The organism is Actinobaculum suis, assembly GCF_900102025.1.
Lineage (GTDB): Bacteria > Actinomycetota > Actinomycetes > Actinomycetales > Actinomycetaceae > Actinobaculum > Actinobaculum suis.
The window spans coordinates 248,414-268,440 of record NZ_FNAU01000001.1; the positions used below are offsets into that span (position 1 = coordinate 248,414).

Sequence of the window (20,027 nt, forward strand, 5' to 3'; positions counted from 1 at the left end):
TGCGCGCCAGGCACTCCTAGCGCGCCTGGTACTTCTAGCACACCCGGCACGTCCCGCGCGTCTAGTACCCTCCGACCGCGTATTTAGCCGTGGTATTTCGCGTATTCCTGCGTATACACATCCACGAGGGAGCGTAGCCGCGGATTGAGCGCGAGGTCTTCTACGAGTACCACGTTTTCGGTTCCGTCGGCCAGTGGGATCTTCCAGTTCGGATATTCCTGATGTGTTCCCGGCTGGTTTTGAATTCGCCGCTCTCCCACGGCATCTACCAAGGCGATCGACTGTAATTCGCCAGCCGTTCGTGCCATAAACGCGTGCAAAGCTTCGATAACTTGCCGCTCGGTGGGATCCGTATCGGTAGCCACCAGGCCTTCCGCACGCAAAACTTCAATGAGCTTGGCGACTTCGTGCATCCAATCGTTGCGCGTCTTTTCAACCGGCTCCGTAAGGATTCCTAGCTGGTCGCGCAGTTCCACGTGTTCTCCTGCCAGGTAGCCGGCCAGCGGCGGCAAGTCGTGGGTGTCAACGGTAACCAAAGTATTCGAGCGGTATTCGGCCGGCCGGCGGAATTCGTCCCCGTTCTTTTCGAAGAGGACCACTGAGGTCCCAAAAATTCCTCGTTCGGCTAGGAAGCTACGCACTCGCGGTTCCACATTGCCCAGGTCTTCCCCAATTAGGAAAGCCCCGGCCCGGTAGGCCTCCAGCATGAGCACACCGATCATCGCCTCATGGTCGTAATACACATACGTTCCATCAAGCGGTTTCGCACCTTCGGGAATCCACCACAGTCGGAAGAATCCCATCACGTGGTCGACTCGTAAACCGCCAGCGTGGCGGAGTACTGTGCGTGCCATGTTGCGCAATGGTGCGTAGTGCAGCTTCGGAAGTTCTGCCGGGTTGAACGGTGGCTGACTCCAGTTTTGGCCCAGCTGGTTATACATGTCTGGCGGTGCACCGACCGTTACGCCGCGAGCGAAGGCCTGCGGCGTCGTCCACACGTCCGCACCCTTTGCCTTCACTCCAACCGCTAGGTCGTGCACGATTCCTATTCCCATACCGTCACGCCGAGAACGTTCCTGTGCGGCTCGCAATTGTTCGTCCAAAATCCACTGGCACCAGGCGAAGAAGTCGACGTCGTCCGCGAGGGTTTCGTGTTGCAAACGGGCCCCTGGGGTGTGCGGGCTTTCCAGGCCGGGTGGGAAGTCTTCCCCGTACTTTTCGTAGAGAGCACACCACAAAGCGAAGTTTTCCAGTCCTTGGCCTTCCCGTTCGCGATAGCGGGCGAAGGCGCGTTCGCGCGCGGGGCTCCGCGGTTCTTCGTAGATAACCCGCAGGGCTCGTTTCTTCGCTTCCCAAGAGGCATCCCGGTCGATATGGGTATTCTTTTGTGATTTTTCCTTGACCGGTTCGCCTGCCCAGGCGACGAGGGAGCGCCGTCCTGCGTCCATATACGCCACTTCCCGAATATCTTCCGGACGAATATAGATCGGATTGAAGAATCGCCGCGATACGGGTAGGTAGGGCGAAGGTTCGAGAGGGGGTTCTGGTTCGGCCGCGTGCAAGGGATTGACCTGTACGAACTGTGCGCCGAAAGCGGCGAACAGTGATCCTAATTCTGCTAGGTCGGCGAGGTCGCCGATACCCCAAGATTCGCGGGAACGCACCGAATAGAGCTGCGCCATGATTCCCCAGCCACTCACGCCACATTCGGCCGGTGAGCGCAAACGTTGCGGAACCACAATAAGCATACCCGTGTGGGCGGAGGCGCTTTCTTCTCCAGGTGCTGTTACTTCGGCATGAATCGTGTGGTATCCGAGGGGTAAATCACTGGGGATCACGAAGGAAGCTTGCCCGATCATGCGCCCATCGACGGGCCGCGGCAAAGTTAGATCTTCGGTCTGTTCGACTTCGCGAGCGCCACCATTTTCCAGTTCCAGCGTCATGGTCACGGCAGCGCCATGTGGGACGTGTACTTGAACCGTCGTTCCGGCTCCTTCGCGAACCACCGTGGTGTCTTGTATAACTTGCCGCCATGGCCGCAATTCCGCGTCTTCTAATGCGACTTGTGCGGCTTCTTGGCTTGACGCATTGATACCCATAGCGGCGAGCACGCGGATCAGCGTCTCATCATCTACCGTGATATGTTCGCCCCCGAAACTCCAGTAAGCCGATGATACTTGGTATGCCTCGGCCAACCGCTCGAGAAGGTCCCGCGTTGGCTGCTCTGCCATGTGCCCTCCTTTGGAAATGACGCGTTTCTTTCAACTCCGGAAAGTTCGATATAACCCTATAAGGTCGGTAGCCATATCGCGAAGTGATTTTTCAGTGTTTTCAGTCGTTTTCACGCCGACGCCGCTCTCCCGCTTCCCGCCTCCCCTACTTTCCCGCCTAATTCCGCGATATTTGTAGTAGTAACAACAATCGCGGAATTGGTGCCAGTGAATGGCTAATTCCGCGGTTTGCCTTCCTACAACCTCCGCGCGCCCCTGAAATTATTACGCCTTTTTTCTGGCTTCTGCTTCTTTCTCTGGTTATCTTTCAGGCAGCAAACATAGGAAACCGCGGAACTGGTGTGACATAAGCATTTAAGTGGCAATCACGCTCCGAGCATACATTCAGTATCCTACGAAAGAAATTCTGGGAGGGATACTATGGGGAGAATAGCCGAGATCCGGTCCTAACAGATTTCCGGGTCTCATTACACGACACAAAGAGAGGCAACCTGTGAACCGGGTCGACATTCCGAAAACAGATGTGGAGCCACTAGCAAGCGTTCTCAACAATCTGACGCTCGAGCGTATCGACGAGAAAACTTATCGCGGCGATAGCCTAATCCAGGTTACCGGGCGAATATACGGTGGCCAGGTGTTTGGGCAGGCGACTATCGCCGCGGCCGATCACGTTAACCAAACTCTCGGAATTGGGCCCGATGTGCGGTTGGCGCACTCGATTACGGGTGCTTTCTTGCGTCCGGGTGACTTGCATAAGCCTATCTATTTCCGTGTCCTTGATTTGAATGACGGACGGTCTTTTTCCACTAGAAATGTAATGGCCACCCAAGATGACGAAATCATTTTCTCGGCCCGCGTTTCTTTCCAGCTTCGTCAAAAAGGTCCTTCGTTTGGCGAACCGCAGCCGACTGACGTTCCGGATCCGGAATCGATTGATTCTTCCGTAGATTTCTTCGCCGCCATTGATAGCGACTACGGCCACATTATGAGTACCACAAACGCGCTGGATCTGCGCCATGTTGACGGCATGATTTACACGTCGCCGGCGCCCACACGATCCCCGCATGAGCGCATCTGGCTGCGCACTCGTTCACCGCTACCGGAAGGTACTTCCCGGACTGTGCAACGAGCACTCCTCGGCTATTCGGCCGACCAGTTCATGCTCGAGCCGGCATTGCAGGCGCTGGGACTGTCTTGGATGTCCCCGATCTCTTCGATCGCCACCTTGGACCATTCCATCTGGTGGCATCGCAACTTCGATATCTCCAATTGGATCCTCGCCGATATGGAATGCCTCTCCGCACAAAACGGTCGCGCCCTCATCCAGGCCCGTTTCTTCCAAGACGGCAAGCATATTGCCACGATGATGCAAGAAGGCATGGTACGCGTACGCCCCTCTAGCACCGAACACGAACAAGTGCACGAATAAAAAACGGGAGCACGCACCAAGTTAGTTGCATAAATGAAGCCTCGGCACCGGGAAGAATTCCTCCAGTGCCGAGGCTTCATTTTTAGTTCTGCAGGCTAGTTCTACAGGCAGTCCCGTAGCATGCCTCTACAGGCCAGTTCCGTAGCATGCCTCTACAGGCCAGTTCCGCGGCGTGTTTCTACTGGGCACCTTCCAGTGCTGCAGTAAGTGTTACTTCACGCCCCGGCGGATCTTTTCAGAACTTTTGGGCACCTTCCATTGTTCGCTTTCGTCCGACGTCGCACGCCCCTACTTGGTAGCTTTCGCCCGACGCCGCGGGCCCCACCTATCAGCACCAGCCAGTTCCCAAACTTGCCGAACCAGCTGGCGCCTACTTTTCTTCCAAGTCCCTTTACTCCTGGGAAGCCTTCTCCCCGGGCCACTTTCTTCCAGGACCCTTTCCAGGGACGCAAGTCAACGCGCCACTACCCTTGCAAATGCCTGAGCCCTTGCAAATGCCTGAGCCCTTGCAAACGCCTGAGCCCTCGCAAAACACCAGAGCCCTGCAAACGCCCGCCCCTTGCCCTTGCGAGAGCTCGAGCGATGGCGCACGTCCGTCTAGCGCGTGAGCCGGCGATGTGTGCCCGCCGAAGGTGCGAGTGCAGCTTCGCCCAGCCGTTCTACCTTGTTCTTCTCGTAGCCAGCGAAGTTACCTTCGTACCAGTACCAGTTAGCAGGGTTCTCTTCGGTGCCTTCCCATGCCAAAATGTGCGTTGCCACGCGGTCTAGGAACCAACGGTCGTGGGTAATAACCACGGCACAGCCCGGGAACTGCAAAAGCGCATTTTCCAGGGAGCTCAGGGTTTCCACATCGAGGTCATTCGTCGGTTCGTCCAGCAGGAGCAAGTTTCCGCCCTGTTTCAATGTCAGCGCGAGGTTCAGCCGGTTACGTTCCCCACCGGAAAGCACGCCCGCTTTCTTCTGCTGGTCTGGTCCCTTGAATCCGAAAGCCGATACGTATGCACGCGAAGGCATTTCCACGTTTCCGACCTGGATGTAGTCGAGACCGCCCGAAACTACTTCCCACAAGGTCTTTTCTGGGTCGATACCGGCCCGGCTCTGATCCACGTAGGAAATCTTGACGGTTTCGCCGATCTTCAGTTCGCCTCCATCGAGTGGCTCGAGCCCTACGATTGTCTTGAACAAAGTAGTTTTACCGACGCCGTTCGGCCCGATAATCCCAACGATACCGTTACGCGGCAAGGTGAAGGAGAGTCCGTCAATTAGGGTGCGATCTCCAAAGCCCTTCTGCAAATTCTTAGCTTCGAGCACCAAGGTACCCAACCGCGGCCCTGGCGGAATCTGAATCTCTTCAAAGTCCAGCTTGCGGGTGCGTTCTGCCTCCGCGGCCATTTCTTCGTAGCGTTCTAGGCGGGCACGCGATTTTGCCTGCCGTCCCTTAGCTGAAGAACGAACCCATTCGAGTTCGTCCTTGAGCCGCTTTTGCAGCTTGGCGTCCTTCTTCCCTTGTACTTCCAAACGTTCCTGTTTCTTTTCCAGGTACGTCGAGTAATTACCTTCATACGGATAGAGACGCCCGCGATCCACTTCCGCGATCCACTGCGAAAGGTTATCGAGGAAGTACCGGTCGTGGGTTACGGCAATTACCGCACCCGGGTAGGTACGCAAATGCTTTTCCAGCCAGTCCACGGATTCGGCATCCAAGTGGTTCGTTGGTTCGTCCAGGAGCAGCAAATCCGGTTCTTCCAAGAGCAACCGGCAGAGCGCAACACGGCGCCGTTCTCCACCGGAAAGCACATTGACCGGGGTGTCTCCGGGCGGGCACCGCAAAGCGGCCATCGCTTGTTCGAGCTGCGAATCTAGATCCCACGCGTTAGCAGCGTCGATCTCGGTTTGTAGTTTGCCCATTTCCGTCAGCAGGGAATCATAGTCCGCATCCGGATTGGCCATCTCTTCGCTGATCTCATTGAAGCGGCGCAATTTGTCAATAATGTCCTTGCGGCCCATCTGGACGTTTTCAAGGACGGTCTTATCCTCCTCCAGCGGCGGTTCCTGCAGGAGAATGCCCACACTATATCCAGGAGTGAGACGGGCTTCGCCATTCGAAGGCTCATCGAGCCCCGCCATAATCTTCAAAATAGTGGACTTCCCGGCACCATTTGGGCCGACCATGCCAATCTTTGCGCCAGGGAAGAACGCCATCGTGACGTCATCGAGGATCACCTTATCCCCCACGCGCTTAGACGCATGGATCATTTGGTAAATAAATTCAGCCACGCTACCTCTGCCATTCGGTTGCTAGTCAATTATCTGCCGATTTCTCGCCGCAAGGCGCATCGGCCCCGACTCAGCATACAGGGGTTCTCAGCACCTGTGCCCAGGCTTTTTCTCCAGGAGCGGCAATTCACAGATATGCCCGGAATTGCCGCTCCTGTCCAACACTCATTCTGTTCCCGGCAGGGTGATGGTTTGCTCGGTCTGGTTCCAATCCGACGGCTCTGCAGTTTCCAACCACCATATCGTCACAGCCGGCTCATCCCGGCCGGCTCGTCACAGCTCGCTGCAACCGCATTAGCCCACTGTCAAAGGCAACAGCTCGCCGCAAGGCAGAAGTGCGCCGTAACGTCACCACTCACCTACCCGCATAAGCATAGTTTCACGCCTCCCCGCTACATCACTTGTTGCAGGTTCCCGGCTGGATCAGCTTCCTGGATTTCCCATTCATCGGGTTCCGGATTTGGCCCTTGCGTCACAATCACCGGGTTGCCGGGCACCCCAGTTCCCGACCCGCCAGCCAGCGCCTCGCCGCCGGCCGCGCCCGGTTCATCGCCTGCCGTACCGTTATAGTTACCGCCGTTGTATTCGCTTCCATCGCGGCGAACTTTTACATAACTGGCCGTTCCGTGGGCAAGTTCGACGCCGACCGCATCCGCCACGATTACCAAACGCGTCCGGGCACCAGATTTTTCGCCGTTTTCATTGGCCGGTGACCATTCGCGAGTGCCGAGACGGCCACGAATTAAGAGCGGTGTTCCAGTTCGGCATGAGGCGGCAAGATTATGGCCCAATGCCCCGCGCGCCCGCACCTCATACCAAACAGTTGGCCCTTCCCGATATTGCTGTTCCCCGCGGTGGAAATAGCTTGGCGTCACGCCCACCGATACCTGTGCTACGTCAGGTGCGTCGTCGTTCTTAAAAATTACCGGATCTGCACCGGCATAACCCCTAATGGTTACGTATGTTTCGTTTGCCATTCTTTCTCCTCAGCATCTTTGCACCCAGCCACGTGCGCCGGCCCCGTTTTCGTTTCCCGTGCTTTGCTCGCACGCGTCACACTCGCCACGCTTTGCTCGCACGCGTCACACTCGCCACGCTTTGCTCGCACGCGTCACACTTGCCGCGCTTCGCGCCCGCCTGACGCTTACCGAACAACGGCCGCATGTTTGTTGCACTCAGCTTGTAGGCTTACGTCTCACTTGCTTCGCGCGCACGCACGTTTGCCGCGTTTTGCATGCTTGCTTCTAGTTCGCTGTGCATCGCTTACGGGGCTGGGTTTTATACGGACCGCGGCCTCTCCGCAGTCCCTACACCTAGCTTGCCGGGGAGAATACTTTTAGGTTCGACGCCGCACCTCAGCTGTGGATGAAGCTCGCGCCTGGCCGCCTGTGGAAACCGCAGGCATCTGTATATTTTCGAACACGCACATGTCTCAACACCGCGCGCGAATTACTCAGCCCACTATCCCACGCACTGAGTGTCCCAGGTGCAGACCAGTCCGCTACCGACAAGTGCGCTACCATCCAGTCCGCTACCATCCCAGTCCGCTATCGACCAGTCCGCTACCATCTAGTCCGCTTACCGCGTCCGGTCCGCAAACCGCCATATCACCCGCTAACCGCTATATCACCTGCCAACTGTCATATCAGTCAGTTAGCAGCTGGCGGGTTTGTGTGTAGTCGTCCAGAACTTTTGCTGCGGGCAGGATGAATTCCTTCTCTACGGCTTGAGAGATGGATTCGCGCATAGCGGCGTCGTACGTGCGGGCAGCGCCGCGCGCGGCTTTTCGTTTCAGTAACCAGGCACACGCGATACTCACCCCCGCGCCGAGCACGCCGACGGTAATTCCCGCCCACAGCGGGAACGCAACCGCTCCGACCAGGGGCAGCAAAATTCCCAAAACGAGGATCAGGAGACCCAATATGCCGCACACCCAGGCCCCGGTACTTCCGCGGCGGCGCGCGGGTACAGCGCGCACGGCCACACCCAAAGCCCGGCGAATATGTTCCGGTTCGGGAATTTCTTCATCGAGCGCGTTCGCCCACCGACCCGGCAAACCAGAACGCACGAATGCCAGCCATGATTCTCGGGCTGCGGTCATGGATGCCAAAGAGGGCTGTTCCGGCCGGGGAATGGCGCGGCTGGACGGATCTGCCAGGGCCGCGGTCACCGCTGAAATTCCCGAAGAGGAATAAAGATCGTCGGTGAGTTCTTCAATTTCCTGGCCGCGCGGGTTGACCGCCGGAGTCTCGTAACCTTGTGCCAGGCGCGCCCGCACCGCGTCAAGTTCGGCTCGGGCCGTTTCCAAAGCGGAATCCGTAGATTGGGAAGCGGTGCGCAATTCCTCCCACACCGGTTCCAAGCCGATACGTTCTTTACCGGAAGTGGCGTAGACGGGTACTTCTTCCATGCCTTCAGCGGCCAGTAAACGCCGCACGTCTTCCACTACGTCCGCAACCCGCCCTTGCGGAATCGTATCGGCCTGGTTGAGGAGCACAATCATGCGTTCCCGCCGGTTCTTCATCGCCGAAATATACGCGTCATGGATCAGATTATCGGCATATTTTTGCGGATCGAGCACCCAAATGAGCAGATCGACCATGGGTAGCACCCGGTCCACCTTTGCCGTATTGCTCGCCGCCACCGAATCATGATCCGGCAAATCAAGCAAAATCAGGGACGAAATCCCATGATCGTCCGGGGCAAGAATCGAATCGTAGGCGATGGTCCGCCGCGGATCGACCCCTAGAATGTCCAGGAGCTCGGGAGCATCCGCGCTCCACGTACACGCCGAAATATCCATCGTCGTCGGCCGGATATCCCCCGGATCCGCAAAGTGCAGGCCGGTTAGCGCATTAAACAGCGTTGATTTACCCGACCCGGTGCCGCCCGCCAAGGCCGCCACAGTGATCCCCATACCAGCATTAACGCGTTCTTGAATGCTCTCAATTTCGCGCCGTGCCCGGTCTACTAAAAACGGATCGGCCCGCTCGCCCGCCAAGTCCATGGCCGCGCGCAAACGCTGCAATTCTTCCGCTAGCTCAGCGGCCGCTCCCGTAAGATTCCGTTTCGTGCCGTTTTCCGGCGTTTTCTCCAGCTCTGCCACGAGAACCGTGCACCCCTTCGTTTTAATTTTGCTCTACTTACGTATTTTGCTACATTGCGCAGGCTTCTGGGAACGGTTCGGTTTCCGATTACAGTGTTGTTCCCTAGATGCTTCGCGGTGTTGCTCCTCAGACGCTTCCCGATGAAAACTTGCTGCCGGTATCGCTTCCCTAGAAGCTTCGCGGTAAAACTTGCTGCCGGTATCGCTCCCTATCCATTTCGCGGCGAAAACTCGCCAGAAGCGCACTCCCCGCCCACTTAGCGTTAAAACTCGCCAGAAGCGCACTCCCCACCCATTTAGCGTTAAAACTCTCTAGAAACGCGTCCGGAATTCGGCGGCGCGGAGTCGTAGTTCGCGCCCATTGCCAACGTCTACCGTACCCAGCGCGTCCATAAATGGCTGGAGCGTATTATCCACCGCCCGGTCCAAGGCAGCGGTGAGGCTCTCGCGCCCGCTACGCACTACTTCCGGACCGAGCAGGGAACGGGCTAAAGCCGTGGCACCATGCACGCCACCAGCGGCCGCGCCCAGCAAGGATGCGGTACCAGCCGCGCCAAACCATCCTTTACTGTTCTGCGTGGTAATGAGATTCTTCAAGTCGCCCATCCATTCGTAGATCGCTTTTGCGATCACCGCGGGCCGATCGGATTGTGCTTGTGCCTGCGCCAGAATCTGCGTGGTATCCGCGATTCCTTGCCCCCAAGCGGCCTGCACAGCGCCTTCTGCGGAGGTGAGCGCGCGGCTCAAAGTGGTGCGGAGGGAACGTACGACGCCGTCGAACACTTCCGTAACTGCCTGGTCACGTTCCCCGCTCCGGCGTCGTTGTAAAAGATTGGGCCGATTATTCGGATTCACTCCGGCGAGCGCGCCGCCGGCAGAGGCATGGGTGAGCCACGTTGTGGTCGGGGCGCCCTGTCCGAAACGACCGTGAGAAGCCAAGCTGGCGAGTTCTTCGCAAATGGAAGCAGTGGCGTCCTGAGCGCGTTGCTGCAACGCTTCAATCATCTGCGCCTGTGCTTCCACCGCGGCGGCGATCCGCTCCAAGGTGTCTGCCGTTTGCGGCAACATGAGCGCATTCGACCGTTCCACCAGGGCTTCGCTATACCCGGCTGCCCCAATGGATTCGAAAAATGCGCGCAGTTCCGTCACGATTTCTTCTGGGAGAAGACCTTCGTGCGGGCCGGCGTCGGGCACCGTGAGCAAAGGCGCATTACCTAAACCGGCAGAGTTGAGCCGTGCCACCAGGTCTCTGCGCACGTCCCGCAAAGCTTCCTCCCGCACCCGATTGAGCACGACGGCGATGGTGGTACCTCGCGCATGCGCTTCCGTGAGAATATCCCAGGAAACTAAATCTCCATAACGAGAGGCGGTGGTGACGAAAATCCACAGGTCAGCGGCGTCCAGCAAGCGGCGGGAAAGCTCCCGGTTATCCGCATCAACCGAATCGAGATCCGGCGCGTCAACCAAAACCGCACCGGGCACCGCCCCTTCCGTAACCACCAAGTTTCCGGTTTTGGTGACGGCATGATCTTGCATGGCCTCCACGTTTTCGGGATGAACGGCAATCACGGGCGTGCGAGTAGTGGGGCGCAGCACCGAAGCTTGCGAATATTCGGCGCCAAGGAGGGAGTTGAAAAGCGTGGACTTACCCGCCCCGGAAGAGCCACCAAAAACGATGACTGCCGGCGTATCTGACTGGCGAAGTTTGGGAAGCACGCGTGACCCCAAGCGGGTGAGCAATTGAATCCGGGCTTCCCCCACTTCTTCGGATCCCGGCATGGAGAGCGGCAACCGAGCACCTTCCAAGGCGGTCATGGTTCGTTCCACGAGCTTCGCAAAATCTCGGCGATACATCATTCCTCCATTGTCCCTGATCATTGACGCGTGAAGCGTGAGCCACCAATTCCGCGATTCCTGCACAGTCTAAGACGCCCGGGGCACACATCCCAGCTTAACACCAGCTAGCCTGCACTTGGCCACGAGACGAAAGGAACGGAGAACTTAGGGCGCGGGGCTGGGCGGAGGTTCGCCGGGGGCGCGGCGACGGCGCAACAGCGCACGCGAAACAAAACCTGGCGGAAGGCGGCGCGGCTACGCGGCTCGGGTGTCGCGATGACCACGAGTGTGAAGATTTCGTTCCGCGGCTCGCCTTGGGTAGATTACTGAGGGTTGGGTTGGCGGCCTGCACTTCGCGCGGACGTGTGCTTCGCGCGCGACGCCGGCCTGAGTACCGATTTCAAATAGGCCTCCGTAGCTCAGTGGATAGAGCACCGGACTTCTAATCCGTTGGTCGCTGGTTCGAATCCAGTCGGGGGCACCACCGCTAAGCTCGGTAAACACGCCTACAATGGGGGCGTGAGTTACCACGAGATGAGTACGCCGATCGTTTGGATCGATTGCGAGATGACGGGTTTGGACCTTAGCCGCGACGAAATTGTAGAAATTTCGGTGGTGGTGACGGATTCCGATTTGAATCCGGTAGATGAAGGCATCGATATTGTGATTAAGCCCAGTGCTGATGCTTTGGAATCCATGAATGATTTCGTGCGGGAGATGCACACCAATTCGGGATTGATTAACGAATGGGATGCGGGAGTTTCCATCACGGAAGCGGAAAAGCAGGTGCTTGCCTACCTAGAGCCGCGCGTGGAGAAGGGCAAGGCCCCGCTCGGAGGCAATTCGGTGGGAACCGATAAGACTTTCCTCGAAAAGCAGATGCCAAATCTGGTTAACTACCTGCATTACCGGATTATTGACGTATCTTCCATCAAGGAACTGGCAAAACGTTGGTTCCCGCGCGTGTACTTTGCTTCGCCGGAAAAGTTTGGCAATCACCGGGCTTTGGGCGATATTTATGATTCGATTGACGAGCTTCGTTACTATCGCGCTACGTTGTTCCCGGAAGGAGATGGGCCAAGCACCGCAGCGGCGCAGGAAGTTGCCAGTCAAGTAGCCGGCCGCACGCAGCAATTGCTCTCTGCGAATGCCGCTTCGGCGGCTAGTGCGGAGGCCGATCCTGCCGAAACTGTGGCTGCTACCGAGGCTGATTCTGCCAATGTTGCCACTGGTACCGAGGCTGATTCTGCCGCCGCGGATAGGGATAGAGAGTAACTTCGCCGTTGCAGCTAACTGGCAATTTCGGCGTGAACTAGGAGCTCCGGCGTGGCCGGGTGGCGGAAGCCGGCTTGGTAACAGGGCCGAAGCGGGTAACAAGGCCGGCTTGATAGCAAGCGCCGTTCCGCACCAGGATAGCTAGTCCGGACCCAGGGCCATTCCGAACCAGGATGGCCAGTCCGTCCGGTCGCCAGCATCGTTCCGCGCTTTATAAAATAAACCAGTCCGCGCCTTACGGAGTTGCTTACGGTTATTTGCGAGGCATGTTTCGGGGCCGGTGCTGCTGTCAACGACGACGTCGCCAGCGCCAGCCCCGCGTTACGCCAGTTGTACGCGTCCGCGCGCTAGGCGCCGGTACGCTCGTAGCGCCGAGCATGGTCTTGTACGCCCGCAAAGCGGAAAGGCCCGTTGGTATCCCGCGGTGTCTCATAATCCGCGGAATCGGTGCGTAGCGCCCCATGCAGAGCGCGGTACGTAGCGAAGGAAACTTCTTCCCGCGTGGCGAGCATCGTTTCAACCGCAAGCCGATCGGCGCCCGTCCGCTTCAGCTCTTCGCGGTAGCCGGCCACCGGCGTCCCGGTAAAGAACTCCGAGACCGCGCCGGACCCATAGGAAAACAGGCCGATACGCTGCCCCGTCAAATCCTCGGTGTCATTGGCAAGGAGCGAGGCCAAGCCAATATAAAGCGCAGCCGTGTACGTGTTTCCGATATCACGTCCGTAAATAAGTCCGGATTCGATTACTTCATCCCCGCGGGAATCCCCGGTGTGTTCCATGAGGCGTGCGTGCGCCTTGCGCGACATCTTCCCGAACGGCTGATGGTGAACGAAACGGGCCAAATCCTGCGTTTTCAGCCCGGTACGCGCGGTCAAATCATCCCACGCCCCCAGGCACGCATCCATATAGGCATCCATAGAAAGGTGGCCGAGCACGTACGGCGTCGAACTATCATTAGGCCGCCAAAAATCATTAATATCCAGGGTATAAACACCGGTGGCCGGGTCGATTTCGAGCAGCCGCGGATGAGCGGAGATCAGCATGGCCACCGCGCCGGCACCCTGTGTTGGTTCCCCAGAAGAATCTGCCGCATAACGGGCGACGTCGGCCGCCACCACCAGTACCTTTTCCTCCGGGTTGCGGGCAACTAAGGCCAGGGCCGCCTGGAGGGCTGCAGTCCCGCCATAGCAAGCTTGCTTAAACTCCACCGTCCGCATGTTCCGCGGCAAACCAAGCAGGCTGTGCATAAACACCCCGCCCGCCTTTGACTGATCAACCGACGACTCCGTGGCAAAGAACAAAGACCGCACGTTTTCCGGTAAGCCGGGGAGAGACGGCGCCGTCCCTTCTGGCGTATCGGTAGCCTCGGTAGCCGGCTTCGTTGCGGGCTCACCCGGCTCAGCGCTCACACCGGCTTCTGCAGTGTCCGCACTTGCTTCCGCCGCGTCCGCCGTGCGGTCGCCGAGCAGTTTAGCCAAAGCTTCCGCACCGAGCGTCACCGCATCTTCATCCAGGGCGGGAACGGACATATGGACCTGGCCCAAACCCACGTGGTACTTACCTACAGGCACGTCCGTGGCCTGCGCGAGTTCGCGTAATGGAAGTTCGTAATGTGTGGTTGACAATGCGATCGCATCAATTCCAACCGGCACTTTCGCCATATTTCGCCCCTTATTGACGCTATTTTTCGGTTTGGGTGCGAGCGATTCGCACGCAACCGATTCGTACTTTGCTGATCCCACGTTACTCGTCGCACCCGGTTTCGGCCTACTGTTTTTTCGGAAATATTTGGTTTTCTGTGCGGGAAACTTTCCTGCCGGTTTACTTCCGGGTGCTACTGAAGTTTCGTAGTGTGGCTAGCTTTCCGGTGTAACTTGCTTCGCAGCGTTACTGGCTTCGCCATGCAGCTTGCTTCGCCATGCGGCTTGCTTCGCCAGGGCGGCTTGCTTCGCCATGCGGCTTGCTTCCCCAGGGTAGCTTGCCTCTCACTGTTACTAGCTTTCCGGTGTGGCTCAACTCCTGGTCGTAGCACGCTTATTTTTCCGCATCCGGGCGCGGTTTTTGCGCCCCTCCCCGCTCGAATTTACGGTGTGCATCCATGAGTTCGCCGGGCCGAGTTTGCGCTGCCAACAGGGAGAGTTCTCCGCACAGCACCGTGGCTGCAATTAACCCGGCCAAGGCGCGCGAATTTTCTCCCGGTTCGCGTTGTGCGTCCAGGCCCATGCGGGCCATAGTTTCCCCGATGAAAGGCAGGTCTTTCCCGTTTCCTACGGTACCGACGATTAGGTTCGGCAAGGTGACCGAGAAATATAGGCCTTCTTCGCGCTGTTCGGTATGTGTAAAACCTTGGGAACCTTCCACAATATTTGCCGCATCCTGTCCGGTTGCCAGATAAAAAGCGAGGAGCATATTCGCGTAGTGTGCATTGGCGGAGCGGAGCGCGCCCGCCAGGTTCGAACCCACCCAGTTTTTCCGGTAGTTGAGTTGGTCGATTGCTTGCGCGGTGGTGTGGAGGCGTTTGGCGACGACGCCGTGCGGGATCAGGATGTCGGCGATAACGCGTTTACCCCGGCCCCGAATACCATTTATAGCCGCAGCTTTTTTATCGATGCAATAGTTCCCAGAAATGGAGCCGTAACTAAGCGGCAATCCCCAACTAAGGATTCGGTCCATAAGTGCTTCGGAGGCTTGGGTGGCCATGTTGTGCCCGGAAGCATCGCCGGTTGCAAATTCAAACCTGGTGTATAGCAGATTTCCAACCGCTTCCGAATGGATATCAAGCAGACGGGCAAAACGCGACTGCCCGGCCACGACTTCCGCGAGTTCTGCTTGCCGCGCCGAGATCTGTGCGGCAGCGGCAAGGCTGCCCGCGGCGTCGGCAGCGATGAACAGCACGGAACGTGACATGCGCTCATCCGCAATTTCCACGTGTATTCCGCCTGGGCTCATACGCGATACATCGGCACCGCGATTGCAGCTGGGCCAGAGCGGGGATTCGTAGGTGGCGAGCGGGACTTCGAATTCCCCGGATAACACCGGGCCTTCGATATGAATCGGTCCGATCCATTTAGTGGGGATCGGGGTTACGGAATCCGGCTCGGCGCGGCCCGCTGGCGCGGTTTTCTTCGAAGCATCTGCCATGCGCCTAGCTTAGGTGTAATCGGGCGCGCAAAGAAATCGACTGCGTAACATCACCCCAAATTACTAATTCCGCGGTTTCGGTTACCTGCTAGCGCGACGTTTTAGCACCGCGCAGAAATCGCGGAATTAGTCAGATACCGATTCCGCGGTTTCTGTTAATCACCAATTCCGTGGTTTCGGCAAACCGTTAGCGCCCCGTTTTGGCACCGTGCAGAAATCGCGGAATTAGTCAGGCACCAATTCCGCGGTTCCTGTTAAACACCAATTCCGCGGTTTCGGTTACCTGCAAGCACCCCGTTTCGGCACCGTGCAGAAATCGCGGAATTAGTACTAGGAAGGGCGGCGGTGGGCGTAGGGGTGAATATCAATCCCCCGCGCTTCACACCATTCGCGCAAGCCGGCGCGAATAATCACGTCCGTTTCGGTAGCCGCCACCGGGTTTTTCGCGCCCAGCAACGCCAAGAGGGCGCGGATCTGTTTTTTCCAGGAGTTTAATCCGGCCACCAAGGTATCTTCGCCTGCCAGGGCTAACCGCAAAAATTGGGCGGCCACCCCCGCGGCTCGCGCCCCGAGAGCTAGGGCTTTTACTGCATCAAACGGGGTGCGAATCCCACCGGAGGCCAAAATCGGGAAACCGTCCGCACCTACCGCGCGAGCACTGTTCCCGCATCCGGCGTCGAGCAGGCAGGCTGGGGTAGAGAGGCCGTAACCTGCCAAGTACGCGTATTCACGCCCCTTCCGCCGCGCATTTTCAATCGCTGCAAAATCAGTTCCGCCGGTACCACCCACGTCCGCAATGGCCACGCCCAACTCGCGCAAAGTCTCCACCGTGCGCCGGGAAAGCCCGAAACCGACCTCTTTGACGATAACCGGCACTTCCACGGCCCGCACGATCGCCGCAATATTTCTTTGCCAATGCGCGAACTCGCGGTCGCCTTCCGGCATCACAATTTCTTGCACCGCGTTGATGTGCACTTGCAGGGCGTCGGCTTCCACCAAGTCCACTGCCCGCTGTGCATCCTCCGCGCCACGCCCCGCACCAATATTCGCCATCACAAAACCGTGCGGGTTTTCTTCTCGAATTACCCGGAAACTGGCCGCCGTAGCCGGATTGTCCAGGGCCACGGAGACCGAACCGGTAGCCATTGGTATTCCTACCGCGGCCGCGCCTATCGCTAGCACTCGGTTGATCTGCCCGGTTTTTTCCGTCCCGCCCGTCATGCCGTTGATATAAAACGGCACCGGCCACGTCACGGGCCCTATCTTCGCACGCAGGTCCACCTCAGCCACATCAACCGCGGCCAAAGCGTCATGCACAAAATCGATAGCGTCAAAATCATTGCCGTGCGGTTGTTGGGCGACCGCAAGATCCACGTGCTCATCCTTGCGGCCGCGCCGCTGCTCCCGATTCGCCGCGCTCTCGCGGCCAGTTTCCGAGTTTCCGACGCCGTAGCCCATACGTCCCATATTTATTCCGCCCGTCTACTGCTTTTGCCAGACCCGTAAAGGTAGCGGAAATACTCCGGCTTCCTGCCATTCCTGGTGAATATCTGCAATCTTGGCGCCGATTTCGGCCGGCACCAAAGCAATACCGCAGTCCCCACCGCCGGCGCCGGAAGATTTGGCGTACGCGCCGTGCTTCTCCGCAATATCGCAAAGCGCCGTAAGCAGCGGTGTTTCTATACAAATCCCGGAAGTATCTCCCAATTTGCGCAAAAGTTCTCGCGCCTGCGAAACAAACGGTCCGATGGGCGAAGCACTACGTAAGGCCGCTACGATGCCCGCTACCCGTGCCGCGGATTTTTCCAAAAAGCCCGGGAAATATGAGCCTTTGCTCCGCGCTTGCACGCCGGAAACCAAATGTTCGGTAGAAGCCGGTGAACGCGTCCACCCTACCTGCAAAGTTTCCTGGGCCGGGGCCGGCAGTTTTTCAATTCGGCACGAATCCCAGGCCGCGCACGCCAAAGTTTCCTCTACGGTCCCCCGCGTCGCTTTCTCCACGATGCCGGCCCGGTCCGGCGAAGTGTAAAACAGCCAGCCCCCATAGGTTGAGGCCGCCACGTCTCCGCCACTCGCTCGCGGCGCGCGTTCCAAAACCGCGATCAAGGCGAGTTTAAACCGTTCCAGATCGGAAAGCTCGAGGCCATAAAACTTGCCGAGCGCATCCACAATCGCCACGGTGACGGCTGCCGAACTGCCCAGCCCATATTTTCGCCCGTCTTTTTCTACCAAGCCAGACGTAATATCTATCGTGTAGTGGCGCGCTGGCAGGCCACGCTCCTCCCGTAGCTTTTCAATAATGCGAATCGCGTTAGCCGCGTAGTCTTGCCCAAAATCGTCAAATACGGGGGTACCGTTTTCGTGCCGCCAGTACACCGTATCGAAGGCAGCACCGTGGGAACGTACGAGCCCATAGTTTTCGGCAGGCGCAAGTTTTACCGTCATAAACCGGTCGACGGCAATAAGCACGGCCGGTTGCCCTGATTCGACGACGGCGTACTCTCCGGCAATGTAGAGCTTGCCCGGCGCCTGCACCGTTATAGCCTCACTCATGCTTTTCCCCTTCCCCGCCAAACAAAGAAGCAGATGCGGGAAGTACTTGTGCGGCCGGGCCGGGCCCCGAAATCGAGACCGTCCCCAAATTTTGCGCCGCCTGGGCCACTTCCTCCGCATAAGTGGGCGTGGTTATGAGCACCACATTGGGGCCGGCATCCGCGGTGGCGTATACCGGTATGCCGTTTTCGCGCAACTCGCCCGCTAGAGCAATAATTTCCCAACTCACGGGCTCTAAGTAATGAATTGGCGGTTCGCAGGTCATGATCGCTGCGTGCATCCGCAAAGCCGACATTTCGGCTAATTCCCCCAACCGCGTGAAGTCTCCATCCGCGCAGGCCTGTACAGCCGCGGGCAACATTTCTTGCGTCGTTTCCACCCAACCCGCGTAATAGGGGGAGGTAGCTGCCGTAATCCGCATGGCTTCCCGGCTGGTTATTTTCTTGTGTTTACGGGAGACGACGACGGATATCATCCGCATTTCGGGTGCGCTTACCGGTTCGGCATAGGATTGTGCATCCGTTCCCGCGTGCCAGAGCGCAACCCCGCCCACGATGGACCGCGCCGCAGATCCGGAACCTCGACGCGCGAGACGAGAAAGCTCAGCCGGAGAAAGCTCCAACCCAAATTCGGCCGCAGCGGCCACCGCGAGCGCGGCGAACCCGGAAGCCGAGGAGGCCATTCCCGCCCCGGTGGGGGCGGCGTTGCGGGTCGCGATATCTACGTGCCAGGTGCCAGCTTGGGGTAGGCCACGCTCGGTGGCAATTTCGCGGAGTACGTCTAGTAGCCGCACCGCGCGTGCAAGTTCGCGGTCAGTGGCGGGCCGCCCATTGAAAATCATGGTGTCGGCGTCGTTATTGTTGCGCCGCACAGAGGTAACCGTCGGGTAGATGTCTAGGGTCATCGACAGTGATCCGGCGGCTGGCAGCATAAGCTCTTCATCGGCTTTACCCCAATATTTGATCAGCGCAATATTGGGGTAGGCACGGGCTGTTGTTGTCACTTCGTTGGCTCCAATGTGGTTACCCAGGCGTTTTTCGCCCCGGCGTTAAGCAATCCTGTGCGTACCCTATCTGCTTCGGCGCGCGATCCGGCAAGCGCTACTACGCATCCGCCAATCCCGCCGCCGGTAAGTTTAGCGCCCAGGGCGCCGGCCTGGTGAGCGGCAGCTACCAGAGTGTCCAGACTTTGGGAGCTGACGCCTATGTCTTTCAATAAGCTGTGGGCGCGCCACATGGCAAGGCCCATGGTTACGGCTCGCCCGTTGCGGAAATAGCTTTCTGCTCTTTCGGCAATATTTCCAAGTTCGGTAATTCGCGGAATAGCGTAATGGGGTGAGGTTTCCCGGAGCATTCGCACTTCGTTAACGGCTTGCCGGGTAGAGCCTTTCAATCCGGAATCGGCGATTACGAAATAGAAAGGTGCTCCGACCGCAACCGGGGTAACCACCGGTTTTTCGAATTTAATGACGCTATTGGCGGTAACGGCATGGGCATCCATGCCAGAGGGGTGGCCATGGGCCACTCGTTCTGCGGTTTGGGTGAGATCGAAACGTTCTTCGCGGCTTAAATGGTGCCCCGCGGCCCGGCAAATTGCTTCGATGACCGCAGAAGAAATAGCGGCCGAGGATCCTAGGCCGCGCTCGTAAGGAATATCGGAATATATGGCAACCTTGGCCCCCAGGCCAGGTGCGGCGGCGTCGAGTGCGGCGTCGATCGCGGCTAGCACGGGAGCGAGCCGGGCCGGAGCTTGTGCCACCGGGCCGCGGTATAACTCTGACTCGAGTGTCGATTCTCCCACTACCAACGATGCGTTCGCGATCACGGGAAGCACGCCAACTGGGAAAGAAATTGCTGGGGCCCCGTAAACCACCGCGTGTTCTCCGAACAAGATGACTTTGCCGTGCGCGCGGCCAACTCCATTGCCCAGGCGCGGCAAGCGTGTTTGTGTATCAAACGCGCCAAGCTGCGGCGATTGATTCAAATCGGCTCCTCACAACAAATTTCTCTTCACGTCACACCAGGGGCCACCGGTACCGGACACATGTCGCTGCCGCTGACCACTTCCTGTATGTGTTTCTCCATGGTAGTCATGCTGTAAACTTTGTGCCCATTTCAATAACGAGGACCACTTTTCGTGTTCCTGCTTGGCTTTGCCGGGCCAAAGTAGGCCCAACTCA

Annotated in this window: 13 protein-coding genes and 1 tRNA gene; 3 read left to right on the forward strand and 11 right to left on the reverse strand. The window is 58.2% G+C overall.

Annotated elements, in window-relative coordinates; genetic code table 11:
• Positions 1-83 precede the first annotated feature (83 nt).
• The gene (gene malQ / locus BLT47_RS00980; protein ID WP_074660762.1) at positions 84-2,231 is read right to left on the reverse strand and encodes a 4-alpha-glucanotransferase; all 2,148 of its coding nucleotides are present in this window, start codon (positions 2,229-2,231) and stop codon (positions 84-86) included.
• Positions 2,232-2,724: 493 nt separating this feature from the next.
• On the opposite strand from malQ, the gene BLT47_RS00985 reads away from it, so the two are divergent.
• Positions 2,725-3,660 (forward strand): acyl-CoA thioesterase, encoded by a 936-nt coding sequence (locus BLT47_RS00985; RefSeq protein WP_074660765.1) that lies wholly within the window; start codon positions 2,725-2,727, stop codon positions 3,658-3,660.
• Between the two features lie 597 nt (positions 3,661-4,257).
• On the opposite strand, the gene ettA is transcribed toward BLT47_RS00985, so the two are convergent.
• From ettA to BLT47_RS01005, 4 genes are all read right to left on the reverse strand, one after another.
• Positions 4,258-5,937, reverse strand: a complete 1,680-nt coding sequence (ettA, locus tag BLT47_RS00990) for an energy-dependent translational throttle protein EttA (protein WP_049619889.1) — start codon at positions 5,935-5,937, stop codon at positions 4,258-4,260.
• 392 nt (positions 5,938-6,329) lie between these two features.
• Entirely contained in the window at positions 6,330-6,914 is a 585-nt protein-coding gene (locus BLT47_RS00995; RefSeq protein ID WP_074660768.1) for a single-stranded DNA-binding protein, read from the reverse strand.
• 668 nt (positions 6,915-7,582) lie between these two features.
• Entirely contained in the window at positions 7,583-9,043 is a 1,461-nt protein-coding gene (locus BLT47_RS01000) for a GTPase (RefSeq protein ID WP_074660770.1), read from the reverse strand.
• Positions 9,044-9,355: 312 nt separating this feature from the next.
• Entirely contained in the window at positions 9,356-10,900 is a 1,545-nt protein-coding gene (locus tag BLT47_RS01005; RefSeq protein WP_176764463.1) for a GTPase, read from the reverse strand.
• 387 nt (positions 10,901-11,287) lie between these two features.
• Here BLT47_RS01005 and BLT47_RS01010 point away from each other — a divergent pair.
• Positions 11,288-11,363, forward strand: a tRNA-Arg gene (locus tag BLT47_RS01010).
• A 35-nt stretch (positions 11,364-11,398) separates the two neighbouring features.
• Positions 11,399-12,154: an oligoribonuclease gene (gene orn / locus BLT47_RS01015; RefSeq protein ID WP_143021730.1), complete on the forward strand. Its 756-nt coding sequence runs from the start codon at positions 11,399-11,401 to the stop codon at positions 12,152-12,154.
• Positions 12,155-12,501: 347 nt separating this feature from the next.
• Here orn and BLT47_RS01020 read toward each other — a convergent pair whose 3' ends face one another.
• The 6 genes from BLT47_RS01020 to mvk form a co-directional block, all read right to left on the reverse strand.
• Complete coding sequence (locus BLT47_RS01020; protein ID WP_256332488.1) at positions 12,502-13,815, reverse strand: hydroxymethylglutaryl-CoA synthase family protein; 1,314 nt, start codon at positions 13,813-13,815, stop codon at positions 12,502-12,504.
• A 373-nt stretch (positions 13,816-14,188) separates the two neighbouring features.
• Positions 14,189-15,295, reverse strand: a complete 1,107-nt coding sequence (locus BLT47_RS01025) for a hydroxymethylglutaryl-CoA reductase (RefSeq protein ID WP_065414865.1) — start codon at positions 15,293-15,295, stop codon at positions 14,189-14,191.
• 330 nt (positions 15,296-15,625) lie between these two features.
• Positions 15,626-16,762, reverse strand: a complete 1,137-nt coding sequence (gene fni, locus BLT47_RS01030) for a type 2 isopentenyl-diphosphate Delta-isomerase (protein ID WP_256332489.1) — start codon at positions 16,760-16,762, stop codon at positions 15,626-15,628.
• A 15-nt stretch (positions 16,763-16,777) separates the two neighbouring features.
• The gene (locus BLT47_RS01035; protein ID WP_074660780.1) at positions 16,778-17,848 is read right to left on the reverse strand and encodes a phosphomevalonate kinase; all 1,071 of its coding nucleotides are present in this window, start codon (positions 17,846-17,848) and stop codon (positions 16,778-16,780) included.
• The gene (mvaD, locus tag BLT47_RS01040; RefSeq protein WP_074660783.1) at positions 17,841-18,851 is read right to left on the reverse strand and encodes a diphosphomevalonate decarboxylase; all 1,011 of its coding nucleotides are present in this window, start codon (positions 18,849-18,851) and stop codon (positions 17,841-17,843) included. Before mvaD ends, BLT47_RS01035 begins: the two co-directional genes overlap by 8 nt.
• Positions 18,848-19,831, reverse strand: a complete 984-nt coding sequence (gene mvk, locus BLT47_RS01045) for a mevalonate kinase (RefSeq protein WP_083078590.1) — start codon at positions 19,829-19,831, stop codon at positions 18,848-18,850. Before mvk ends, mvaD begins: the two co-directional genes overlap by 4 nt.
• Between the last annotated feature and the right edge of the window lie 196 nt (positions 19,832-20,027).